11 protein-coding genes and 1 tRNA gene are annotated in these 12127 nt (G+C 50.2%); 10 read left to right on the top strand and 2 right to left on the bottom strand.

The window, feature by feature from the left end; all coding sequences use genetic code 11:
* Positions 1–132: 132 nt before the first annotated feature.
* The gene (locus tag M891_RS0102355; protein WP_036645887.1) at positions 133–723 is read right to left on the bottom strand and encodes a hypothetical protein; all 591 of its coding nucleotides are present in this window, start codon (positions 721–723) and stop codon (positions 133–135) included.
* Between the two features lie 213 nt (positions 724–936).
* Here M891_RS0102355 and M891_RS26050 point away from each other — a divergent pair, with 213 nt between their 5' ends.
* The 10 genes from M891_RS26050 to M891_RS0102405 all read left to right on the top strand — a co-directional run bounded on the left by M891_RS26050 (position 937) and on the right by M891_RS0102405 (position 11861).
* Positions 937–1902 (top strand): response regulator, encoded by a 966-nt coding sequence (locus M891_RS26050; RefSeq protein WP_332258757.1) that lies wholly within the window; start codon positions 937–939, stop codon positions 1900–1902.
* A gap of 9 nt (positions 1903–1911) precedes the next feature.
* Entirely contained in the window at positions 1912–2598 is a 687-nt protein-coding gene (locus tag M891_RS26055) for a helix-turn-helix transcriptional regulator (RefSeq protein ID WP_332258758.1), read from the top strand.
* On the top strand, positions 2595–4385 hold the full coding sequence (locus M891_RS0102365) for a sensor histidine kinase (protein WP_051416809.1): 1791 nt from the start codon (positions 2595–2597) through the stop codon (positions 4383–4385). Before M891_RS26055 ends, M891_RS0102365 begins: the two co-directional genes overlap by 4 nt.
* Entirely contained in the window at positions 4382–5371 is a 990-nt protein-coding gene (locus tag M891_RS0102370) for a substrate-binding domain-containing protein (RefSeq protein WP_028537682.1), read from the top strand. The genes M891_RS0102365 and M891_RS0102370 overlap by 4 nt, the downstream gene beginning before the upstream one ends.
* A 273-nt stretch (positions 5372–5644) precedes the next feature.
* The gene (locus M891_RS0102380) at positions 5645–6682 is read left to right on the top strand and encodes a galactose ABC transporter substrate-binding protein (protein ID WP_028537683.1); all 1038 of its coding nucleotides are present in this window, start codon (positions 5645–5647) and stop codon (positions 6680–6682) included.
* A gap of 168 nt (positions 6683–6850) precedes the next feature.
* Positions 6851–8356 (top strand): sugar ABC transporter ATP-binding protein, encoded by a 1506-nt coding sequence (locus M891_RS0102385; protein WP_028537684.1) that lies wholly within the window; start codon positions 6851–6853, stop codon positions 8354–8356.
* Between the two features lie 22 nt (positions 8357–8378).
* Positions 8379–9389 carry a galactose/methyl galactoside ABC transporter permease MglC gene (gene mglC, locus M891_RS0102390; RefSeq protein ID WP_028537685.1) on the top strand — a complete coding sequence of 337 codons (1011 nt, stop codon included), beginning with the start codon at positions 8379–8381 and terminating at the stop codon, positions 9387–9389.
* Positions 9390–9535: 146 nt separating this feature from the next.
* The gene (locus tag M891_RS0102395) at positions 9536–10081 is read left to right on the top strand and encodes a CAP domain-containing protein (RefSeq protein WP_309599144.1); all 546 of its coding nucleotides are present in this window, start codon (positions 9536–9538) and stop codon (positions 10079–10081) included.
* Between the two features lie 568 nt (positions 10082–10649).
* A complete protein-coding gene (locus tag M891_RS0102400; RefSeq protein ID WP_016311904.1) occupies positions 10650–11321 on the top strand; it encodes a PspA/IM30 family protein in 672 nt (223 codons plus the stop codon).
* Positions 11322–11354: 33 nt separating this feature from the next.
* Entirely contained in the window at positions 11355–11861 is a 507-nt protein-coding gene (locus tag M891_RS0102405; RefSeq protein ID WP_028537687.1) for a DUF4178 domain-containing protein, read from the top strand.
* Positions 11862–12018: 157 nt separating this feature from the next.
* On the opposite strand, the gene M891_RS0102410 is transcribed toward M891_RS0102405, so the two are convergent.
* Positions 12019–12091, bottom strand: a tRNA-Lys gene (locus tag M891_RS0102410).
* Between the last annotated feature and the right edge of the window lie 36 nt (positions 12092–12127).

The following is a 12127-nucleotide window of genomic DNA, read 5'->3' on the forward strand; positions in this document are numbered from 1 at the left end:
TCCCTCCTTATCAAAAGGGATAATCCTGCAAAGGAGCACGGAGAGTAAGTACCTTATGGCTAACGAAAAAATCCTTCCGAATTCAGATTAAACCACGTAGCCTAAACTACGTGGTTTTTGTTTTGCCGAATATTAATTTGCCGCATAATACCGGCTTTGCTCGTATGCTGCTGCCGTGCGGCGCGAATAGCAGTACCGCTCGCGGTACGTATCGAGGCGCCCGCGGAACTCGAGCTGGAGGTGCGGACAGCCGCAAAGATCGGACGGCGTTGTTAATCCCGCGGATTTCTCCAGAAGGTTGACGCCGGCTTCTTGGAATACCCGGCTGACGAACTGAGAACAGAAGAAAGAATTTTTTCCGCCAAGCTCCATATTTAAGATGATCCCTAAGAGTCCCAAGAAATTATAGGTGTAAAGCTCGTCGTTATCCTCGAAGGTTTTCACAAAATTTCGCATGCGCATGTAATTTTCCGCGCTAACCTTGCAGCTGTATACAGCGCAGGTTGCTTTCTCGAATACTCCGGAATGAATGTCCTCTCTGACGAAGCCGCCAAAGATAGGGATGAAAGGGTGTTTGCGCCCGAAACTGTAAACCTCACGCAGTTCGGGATCAAATGCGATCGAGGCATGATTGTAAGGCGCTCTTGTATATAGGCCGATCATTTTGGCCACAAGTGTTGTCGGATTGCTTAGCAGGACATAAATTTTCTTCTCATTGTTCATCATTTCGACCACCATTTACTGTTGATGATAGTTCCATTGAATATTAACATGGTACTTGGATTATGGGAATCCCAAAACGGACCGAAGGCGGAAAACAAACTAGACTAAGGTCTTGGTTCCTTCTAGCCGCTCCGTGTGATCCGTAATTTACTTTTGCGGACCGATACGTTAAAATCGGGGGGAAATCAGGGCATGGAAGAGGATGGTCCATCGATGTATAAATTGATCTTAGCCGATGATGAAGAAGATGTGCGGGAAGGCCTATTAAGCCTAATCGATTGGGAAGGTCTCGGTTACGTCGTCCAAGAGACGGCGGAGAACGGCAAGGAAGCGGTTGAGCTCGTGGAGAAGCATGCGCCGGACGTTGTGGTGACGGATATTCAAATGCCGTTTATGAACGGATTGCAGCTCTCCGAGTGGATCCGTGAACGGTATCCGGCAACGAAGATCATCATATTAACCGGATACGAGGAATTTGAATATGCACAGAAGGCCATCCGACTGGGAATCGATGAATATGTTTTGAAACCGTTTTCGGCAGGAGAATTGGCCGAAATTTTACGTAAGGTGAAGCTGCAGCTCGACGAGGAAGTGGCTGCGAAGGAAAATGTGCAGCTGCTGACCGAGCACTACCGTAAAAATCTGCCGATCCTGCAAAGTCTATTTTTGTCTTCACTCGTATCCCGGCGGCTGCAAGAAGCGGAAATTCGTGAGAAATGTGAGCATTATGATCTAGACCTCAGCGGGGATCGATACATGGTTTCTGCGATCCGCATCGATTCCGCGCCAGCTTGGCGGGGATCAGACGGAAGCCACGAACCCGGTAACGGTACAGCGTTGTCTCTGAAAGATACGAATGACACCCAGCTGCAGCTTTTTGCTGTCTTTAACATTGCGGAGGAAATCGTCCGGCTCCATCCGAAAGGCAGGGCATTCATCCATCATGACGAGGTGGTGGTGCTCAGCGTAGGGGAACCCGGTGCGGACAAACCGCTTGCGGATCAAACGCTGCAATTATTGGAAGAAATCCGTTTTAGCGTGGAGCGCTTCCTCAAGCTGACGGTGACGATTGGCGCCGGTTCTGAGGTGGGGCAATTAAGCGAGCTTGCCGGCTCCTATGAAGAGGCGGTGAAGGCACTCGATTACCGCGTCATTCTCGGGGGAAACAAAGTGATTTAGATTGAGGACGTGGAATCGCGGCAAACGGACCCGTTGTCGTTGGATGAGATGAAGGAGAAAGAGCTGGTCCGTTGCTTGAAGGTTGGCAGTGACCAGGAGTTGGTTAATCTTCTGGAGGAACTGTTCAAGGCATTAACGGACAGCAAAGCATCGTATCAAGACTTCCAATTGTATTTGCTGGAGTTGTTGACCGCAGTGATCAAGGTCGCCAAGGACATCCGTGTTGACCTCGACAAATTGTTTGGAGATGGGGCTGGATTTCTCGGACAGTTCGTCAAATTTTCGCATGCCGATGAAGCAAAAGCCTGGTTCCTGGATATATGCATGAAGCTGAAGCAATCCATCGCCACGGACAGGCAGTCCAGCTACAACAAGCTGGTGGACGAGGCGAAGGAATATATTTTGGCGCATTACGGTGACCATGATATTTCCATCGCTAAGGTATGTCAGCATCTCCATATCAGTACCGGGTATTTCAGTAACATTTTCAAGAAAGAAACGAAGACGACCTTTGTCAATTACCTGATGGGCGTACGGATGGATGCCGCGCAGGACCTGCTGGCAACGACGGATCTGAAGGCTTTTGAGATCGCCGAGCGCGTGGGGTTTGCCGATCCGAACTATTTCAGCTTCTGCTTCCGCAAAAAATTCGGCATCTCCCCGAAAGAATATCGTATCGGAGCGAGAAGCTCATGAAGTTGTGGCGTTCGTTCACGCGTCTGTTTCAAGGGTTTCATGTTCGTAATATTCAGGTGCTTATTTCTCTATCTTCGATTACCGTTACCGTATTGGCGGTTGTATTAGTCACGACGTTGCTATACAACCGCTTCTCTAAGGTTGCGGAAGAGAACGTTTACTTAAGCCTGGAGCAAATTATTGAACAGGTTCATTCCAACCTGGAGCTGTATGTCAGCGGGATGCAGGATATTTTTGACCTCGTGGAGCAAAAAATCTCCGTTTCCCCCAACTTGCCCACCAACGATCAGCTTGGAGAACAGTTGCAGACCGTACTCAGTACTCGCGAAGATCTGGTCTCCATGGCGCTGTTTACCGAGGATGGGAAGCTGGTGCGCAACGTGCCGACGCTTCCGATGCGGCAAAACACACGGCTGCAGGAGCAATTATGGTTCGAATCTGCGGTTCAGAATCCCGGGAAGCTGCAATTTACTCCGCCGCATATTCAGAACCTGTTCAAATGGCAGTACCGCTGGGTCGTATCCATGAGCAAAACCGTGGACTACCGGGATCAAGGCCAGATGAAGCAAGGCGTATTGGTGATTGATATCAACTTCCGTACCATCGACGAACTTAGCGGGCGGATCAGCTTAGGCAAAAAAGGGTACGTGTACATCATAGACGCCGTGGGAAATATCGTATACCATCCGCAGCAACAGCTCATTTATGCCGGGTTGAAATATGAAAATCTGGAGCCGGTGCTGAATTATTCGTATGGCCGTTATTACGATGAGTTGGAAGGGGAGCCGCGGATTATCACGATTCAGACGGTAAAGCCGGCTGGCTGGAAAATCGTTGGGGTGGCTTATGCGGATGAATTTTTGACGACGAAACGGGAGGTTGGCGACTTTCTGTCCTGGTTTTTGCCTCTGGCTATCGCCATCATTCTGTTCGTTAGCATTTATGTTTCGGCCCGGATTTCGCAGCCGATTCGCAAGCTTGAACGTTCGGTTCAAATGGTGGAACGCGGAGATTTCGGGACGAATGTCTATGTTAGCGGGGCTTATGAGGTCGAGCAGTTGTCTAAACGGTTTAACTTGATGCTGCGCCGGATCCGTGAGCTGATGGATCAGATTATTCAGGAGCAGGAAGCCAAACGCAAGAGTGAGCTGGATGTATTGCAATCGCAAATCAATCCGCATTTTCTCTATAATACGTTAAATTCGGTCACCCGGCTGGCCGAGCTGGGACGGAACGAGGAGGTTGTCACGACGATTACGTCCTTGTCGCGGTTTTTCCGGATCAGCTTGAGTAAGGGGAAACATATCATCAGCGTGCAGGACGAGTTGGAACACGTCCGGCATTACTTAATCATTCAAACGATCCGGTTCAAGAACAAGTTCCGTTATGAGATTCGGGCGGATGAAGCTGCGTTGAAATGCTCAACCCTAAAGCTGATCTTGCAGCCGCTTGTCGAAAATGCCATTCATCATGGGATCGAAAAATCGGCCGAGGAAGGAATTATTGATATCGAGGCTCGTTTGGAAGGGGATAACCTGATCTTCCGGATCCGAGACAACGGTATTGGAATGACCTCGGATACGGTGGAAAAGCTCCTCAGTGGAAACATCCGCAGTGAAAGGGGTTCAGGGGTGGGGGTGCGGAACGTGCAGGAACGCATCACGCTCTATTACGGCCCTGGCTATGGGCTTCATTTCGAAAGTGAACCGGAGGAAGGGACGACGGTCACGATTACGATCCCGGCTGTACCGCCGGATAGTCTGGAACAAGGCGGGATGCAGCCATGAAGCGTAAGCCGAAGTGCATCTATCGAGCAGGGGTCCTGTTAATGGCAGGGGCACTGGTTACGATGTTGACCTCCTGCGGTGGTCCCGGGAGCGGGGTGGATCATCAGCAATTTTATGACGTGGATATGATCGTCAAGATGGATCGCGGTGATTATTGGAAGACGACCAAGCTGGGAGCGGAGGTTGCGGCCAAGGAGTTTAATGTCCGGTTGAATTTTGTCGCCCCGGAGAACGAAAACGATGTCGAAGGCCAAATTCGACTGATGGAAGAGGCGATTGAGCGGCGTCCGGACGCCATTATCCTGGCGGCCTCCGACTATGAAGCGTTGGGTCAAGTGACCGACCGAACCTCCTATTACGACATTCCGGTGATTTCGATGGATTCGGAGGTCGCTTCCACCAAGGTCAAAACTTTCGTAGGGGCCAACAACTATGAGGCTGGCCAGAAAGCAGCCGAACGGTTGGTTGAACTCACCGGGCCCGTGAGTGAAATCGGGATTATTAATTTTGCGAAAGGCGCCCGTAACGCAAACCAGCGTGAGGAAGGATTCCTGGATTACGTCGCCCGCTTTCCCGATGTCCATGTCGTCGATATTCAATACTGCGGCTCGGACGAGTACCTCGCCTATAAGTTGACGGCGGATATGCTGAAGCGATTCCCGGATCTGGACGGCATCGTTTCGTTAAGCGCCGAATCTTCGATTGGAGCCGGCCGGGCGGTTAACGAGCTTGGATACGGAGGCAAGGTGAAGATGATCGCCTTCGACAATCCACCGGAGATGCTTGAACTCTTGCAGGAGGAGAAGGTACAGGCGATGGTCGTACAGAACCCGTTTAACAATGGATACATGGCCGTTGCTGCCGCTGTTCAGGCGGCGCGCGGCGAGAAGCTGGAGGATCGCATTCCAACGGATACGAAGTTGATTGATCTGAATAATATGCTGTGGCCTGAAAACCAGAAGCTACTGTTTCCGTTTGTGAAATGATAGCGAAGTTTAGACGGTAATCATAGTCAAGTGTTCTGGAATGAAAGATGGAACGAGCAAACAGCAAGTGGTCACCGGGAGTCCGGGGCGCTTGCTGTTTGATGTTTTTTGCGATGATCGCTATAAAGATTTAGATATTCAATTCGACATCATCAGAATTTTGATAGAAAAACCTTAGAATTTTGGATTCGCAATACTCCCCAAACCATGCATAATGAAAACGTATCCAAGAGGATATCACATAAGAAATACACATTCAGGAGGTCAAAAAATATGAAGAAGCTTACAACGGTCATGCTGGCTGCAGCTATGCTGGGAGCGACGATGGTCGGCTGCTCCAACGGCGGCGATAAAGAGAGCAGCGGAGCCAACGGGGGTTCTACTCCTAACGTGGGCGTGGCGATTTACAAATTTGACGATACGTTCATGACAGGTGTTCGTAACTCGATCGAGAAAAATGCCGACGGGATCGCGAAAGTGGACATCGTTGACAGCCAAAACTCCCAACCTACGCAAAACGATAAAATCGACTTGTTCTTAACGAAGAAGACGAATGCATTGATCGTGAACCCGGTTGACCGGACGGCGGCAGGAGTCATTATCGACAAAGCGAAAGCGAAAGACACGCCGGTAGTATTCTTGAACCGCGAACCGTTGCCGGAAGATATGAAGAAATGGGATAAAGTTTATTACGTTGGTGCAAAGGCGGAAGAGTCCGGTACACTGTCCGGACAAATTATCGTGGACTATTGGAAAGCTCATCCGGAAGCAGATAAGAACGGCGACGGCGTATTGCAATACGTCATGCTGAAAGGCGAGCCGGGCCACCAAGACGCGGAGCTGCGTACGCAATATTCAGTCCAAGCCATTGAAGATGCCGGTATCAAGGTAGAGAAAGTTGCTGAAGACACCGCGATGTGGGATCGCGTAAAAGGCCAAGAGAAAATGGCTGCGTTCCTGGCAGCGAATGGCGACAAAATCGAAGCCGTACTTGCGAACAACGATGACATGGCTCTCGGTGCTATCGAAGCATTGAAAGCAGCGGGTTACTTCACAGGCGATAAATACATGCCGGTTGTTGGCGTTGACGCAACGGCACCAGCCCTGCAAGCGCTTGAACAAGGTACCTTGCTGGGGACGGTTCTGAACGATGCAGAGAACCAAGGGAAAGCAGCGGTGACTCTGGCTTCCTTGCTGGCCAATGGCGAAACGATCAGCAAAGACAACGTAGGCTTTGATATCACCGACAATAAATATGTGTGGATTCCTTACCAAAAAGTAACGAAGGAAAACGCTGCTGACTTCAAATAAGAGTACGGCAAGCAGGTTAATCAGCAGGACTTCTCATATTCGCTAGAACAACATGGGAGGTTCGATGCCGAAAGGTACGGACCTCCTGTTTTTTCACAGGGGATAGGAACACAGGAGGAAACGATGCTGTGCCTCTAATGCGGAAGAAATGATCGGGGGGCGAAAACGATGTCTGAATATATGCTCGAAATGATGGGCATTACCAAGGAATTTCCCGGCGTTAAAGCGCTGGATGGCGTAACACTGCAGGTTCGACCGGGGACCGTTCACGCGTTAATGGGCGAGAATGGGGCCGGTAAATCCACGTTGATGAAATGTCTGTTCGGGATTTATAAGCCGGACAGCGGCGAAATTTATTTGAATGGTCAAAAGGCGGAAATCAACAATTCCAGCGATGCGCTGAAGCTTGGGGTTTCGATGATTCACCAAGAGCTTCATCCGGTACCTTTCCGCAATGTGATGGAAAATATCTGGCTCGGACGTTTCCCGATGAAAGGATGGGGACCCTTCCAATTCGTCGACCATAAGAAGATGTATCAGGATACGGAAGAGCTGTTCAAACAATTAGATATCGATTTGGAACCAGATACGATTGTCGGCAAGCTGTCCGTTTCCAAAATCCAGTCGATTGAGATCGCGAAGGCGGTATCGTTCAACTCGCGAATCATCGTGATGGACGAACCTACCTCTTCCTTGACGAGCGTCGAGGTGGAGCACCTGTTCCGGATCATCAACGACTTGAAGAAGCGCGGGGTGTCGATCATCTACATCTCGCACAAAATGGAGGAGATTTTGCGGATCTCCGACGATGTAACGATCATGCGTGACGGTAAGAAAATCGGGACGTGGCCGGCATCGGAGATGACGACAGACCTCATTATCTCCAAGATGGTCGGGCGCGATCTCACGCAGCGGTTCCCGGATCGCCACAACAAGCCTAACGGCGTCATTATGAAAGTGGAGCATTTGACGTCTATTGATCCAAAATCGTTTAAGGATGTTTCGTTTGAACTGCGCAAAGGAGAGATCCTTGGCGTGGGCGGTCTGGTTGGGGCGCAGCGCACCGAGTTAATCGAAGCGTTGTTTGGCCTTCGTGAAATTCAATCCGGCACGATTTCGATTCACGGCAAAGAGGTGAAGATCCGCAGCGCCAGCGAAGCGAAGAAGTACGGCTTGGCACTGTTGACGGAGGAGCGCCGGACGACCGGTATTTTCCCGGTATTGTCTGTTCATGAGAATGCGGCTATTGCCAACATCGATCGTTATGTAACGCCTTTTGGCCTGCTGAATGAACGGAAGAAGAAGGCGGAAGCCAACCAAATGGTAGAGAAGCTGCGGACGAAAACGCCGTCGCCGAAAACGCTGATCATGAACCTTTCCGGCGGGAATCAGCAGAAGGTGCTGCTGGCACGCTGGCTGCTTACCGACCCGGAAATTTTACTGCTGGACGAACCGACGCGTGGGATCGACGTCGGGGCAAAATACGAAATTTATTCCATTATTGCGGATTTGGCACAGCAAGGCAAAAGCATCATCATGATTTCATCCGAGATGCCTGAACTGCTTGGGATGTCCGACCGTGTCATGGTAATGTCCGAAGGCCGTCTGACGGGAATATTGGATGGAGATAAGGCTACGGAAGAAGAAATTATGCGTCTGGCAGCCCAGCACTAAGGATTTGAAGGAGGAGAAAATCATGAATACAAAGAAACTTCAGAGCTTTGTAACCGAGAATGCAATTTATATCGTCTTGGCCGTGTTGCTTATTGGCATCGCCGCTTATGATCCAAGCTTTATCGGACTCAATACATTGCGTGATATTTTGATTCAATCGTCCACTCGGGTAATCATCGCCCTTGGGGTTGCATTTATCCTTATTACCGGCGGTACGGACTTGTCCGCGGGCCGGATGGTTGGCTTGACGGCGGTCGTCTCTGCCTCTATGCTGCAAGAGGCTGATTATGCTCGGCGCTTTTTCCCGAACTTGCCGGAACTTCCTTTGTTTGTGCCGATTTTGATCGCAATTGTCGTCGGCCTGATCTTTGGTCTGATCAACGGGGTCATCGTATCCAAGTTTAAAGTTCCACCGTTTATCGCGACGCTCGGTACCATGGTTGCCATCTATGGGATCAACTCCCTGTATTTCGATACGGAGCCGAACCAATCCCAGCCGATTGGCGGTTTGCGCAACGACTTTACTACGTTGGGTTCTGGTTCCTTGTTCAGTAACTGGAGCTTCTCGATTCCTTATATCGTCATTATCGCGATTGTGGTTTGTGCGATTGTTTGGGTGATGTTCAATAAAACCCGGCTTGGCAAAAATATGTACGCCATCGGCGGTAACCAACAAGCTGCAAAAGTATCAGGGATTAACGTCTCCAAAAACTTGATTATGATTTACTCGATTGCCGGGGCGCTTTATGGCTTGGCTGGTGTGCTGGAAGCAGCCAGAACCGGTGGTGCTACGAACAACTATGGGAACATGTACGAGCTAGATGCGATCGCAGCCTGCGTCGTTGGCGGCGTGTCCACCACCGGCGGGATTGGTACGGTTCCAGGCATTATGGCAGGCGTGCTGATCTTTACGGTCATCAACTATGGCTTGACGTTCGTAGGTGTAGGACCTTACTGGCAACAAATCATTAAAGGTGCCATTATCGTGGCTGCGGTAGCGTTCGATATGCGGAAATACGCAAGCAAGAAATAAGGTCTTTTTAGGATGTGGATAGGGCGGCTCTGGAGCCGTCCTTTTTCCATTTTTTTAGCAAGCGGATGGCGTCGAAATATGTTAAAATTTGAGAAGAAACGAAAACTGGAATCGGCGATAGGAAATTCGGCTGGGAGGAGCACGCCATGATGAAGAAGTGGAGCAAAATCGGTTTGTCCGGGCTGTTGGTGGCAGCTTTGGTTTTGGTGATGACGACGGGGCAAGGAGGAACCGGTTTCGGAACGGAAACGGCGCATGCTGCAGCAGCCGCCAGCAACTCCTCGCAGTCGAAGTTACTTGCAGCGGTCTACTTGAAGATCCAGACGGAGAACGCGTCCAAGGTAGTTGAGCTCGTCAACAAGGAGCGGAAGAAAGCGGGTCTGAAGCCGCTGATTGTACATACCAATCTGAGCAAAATGGCCAAAATCAAAGCCATCGACATGTTCAAAACCGATTATTTCAGCCATACGTCGCCGAAATACGGCTCTCCCTTCGACATGATGGATGCGTTCAACATTACCTACATCTACGCAGGAGAGAATATCGGCAAAGGGCAACGTTCCGCCGAGGAAGTGGTTAAGGATTGGATGGACAGTCCTGGCCATAAAGCGAATATCCTGAACCCGAAATACAAGCTAATTGGCGTTGGATATTATAATGGGTATTGGGTACAGGAGTTTATTGGGAAGTAGAGGGATTCCTTCGCCCTATTGCTGACCGTGAAAAAGAATAACGACCACGGGCCGCTCTTGTCCGCCACTTGTCCATTGATGCGAATGGAAGGAAGACAAGCGGCTCCCAAATGCGGACGTAGACTCCCTTAGGTTCGTTATTCTTTTTCATCAAGCAATAGGACGTAGGAAATGTGGGCAGATGCAGGATAGAGCCCGGCTTGGGAGCTGGGCTCTTTGTTGTATTTTAGCGGAGTCTGGGGAGAGGGAAGTGTGTTTGTGAGTAGTCGGGTGTTGGGCTGTGTTGGTGGGGGATTCAACGGGATAATGGAGTTCTAACGGAACGGAGAGACGCTATTTGGCGGTTCAGGCGGGATCGGGAACTCTAACGGAACGAGAAGACCTTATTTGGGGGATTGGGGCTGGAGAAGGGCCATCTTGAGGTGAATAACGTCTTCTGGTTCCGTTAGAGCGGGAAATAGCCGGGAAATGGGTAAATAAGGTCTCTACGATATTTTATTGAAACCTCCCGAACTTTGCAGCGTAAACATAAGCATAATCTGATATTTCAATCGGGAGGAAAGAGCAAATGTCCATTTTCAAAAGATTACGCGATTTGACCATGTCTAATATCAACGCTTTGATTGACAAAGCGGAGGATCCGATCAAATTGACCGACCAATATATCCGCGATATGCAAGAAGATCTCGAAGATGCGGAGAAGGCCGTTGCCGCCCAAATCGCGATCGAGAAGAAGTTTAAAGGCTTGTATGAAGAACAGCAAGCGTTGGTTGAGCGGCGCACCCAGCAAGCGCATCAGGCAGCTCAGGCGCAAAACGTTGACCTGGCTCGCCGCGCGCTCGAAGAGAAGAAAGCCGCTGAGGCGAAGATGGCGGAATACAAGGCAAGCTACGAGCAAAACAAGGCCGCAGCTGACAATCTCCGTTCGAAGCTTGAGGAAATGCGCAAGCAGCTGACGGAAATGAAGAACAAACGCGAAACGCTGGTTGCCCGTTACAATGCAGCTAAAGCACAAAATGAAATCAACAAGACGATGTCCGGGTTTAACTCCGATTCGGCAGCAAGCGGCCTGAAGCGGATGGAAGAGAAGATGCTGCAAATGGAAGCTCAAGCCGAAGCAAGCAATGAGCTAAACGCGAAGGCGAAATCCTTGGATGAGGAGTTCGAAAGCCTGAACAAGGATGCAGCCGTGGAAGCAGAATTGGCCGAGCTGATGAAGCTCTATGAGGATAAAAAATAAGCGATTTGATTCTAAAGTGAGGCTAGACCAAACATGAGCGTATGGAAAAGACTCGGCAATCTGTTTGCCAAACCGGCGCCGCCCGTCATGGAGAAGAGCATGCTCTCGCTGGCCCCGGGGGACATCTGTGAGGTATCGCTCGTTTCCTACGAAGTGACCGGCCGGGTCGGTAATCGCGGGCGTAACGCGGTGATGCTGACGCTGCAGGACGGCAGTCAGATCCGCTATCTGCTGGTCGAGGAGCGTGAGTCGCTGCAGTATCACCTTTATGAGCCGATTGACGGACGGCTCAACGATCCAACCGAGGTGCCAGGCCAGATGGACCTTGACGGGACTCTGTATTATTTGGAAGAAGAATACGGAGGTTATGTGACGGTGGTTGGTAAGACGCCGTTCCTGCAAGGCGGGGAGCAGCATGTCTGGCAGTATCAATCAGACGATGGCAAGCTGCTGCGGATCGAGTGGCAGAACGGGCGGTTTATGTTATACGAAGGCGCTAAAGTGATTCCGGCCGATGTTAAAGTCATTCGAGCCAATTAAGGCCGTAAGCGTTGAAGCAACTTAGGTTCAAAACGTGATGAAGCCTGATGAAGCGCGAGAACGAGGTGATCCCCTCGATTCCCGCGCTTTTTTTCGCCAAAAGTACACAAAAAAATAACATCCCCCAAGCTGCCCATGCAGTGGAGGATGCTATAAATGGGTTATGCAGGGGTCGAACCTGCGACCTGCCGATTAAGAGTCGGCTGCTCTACCAGCTAAGCTAATAACCCTTAATGTAAGGTTTCTTAAGGACAAGAATAATTATA

Source organism: Paenibacillus sp. J14 (assembly GCF_000518465.1).
GTDB lineage: Bacteria > Bacillota > Bacilli > Paenibacillales > Paenibacillaceae > Fontibacillus > Fontibacillus barengoltzii.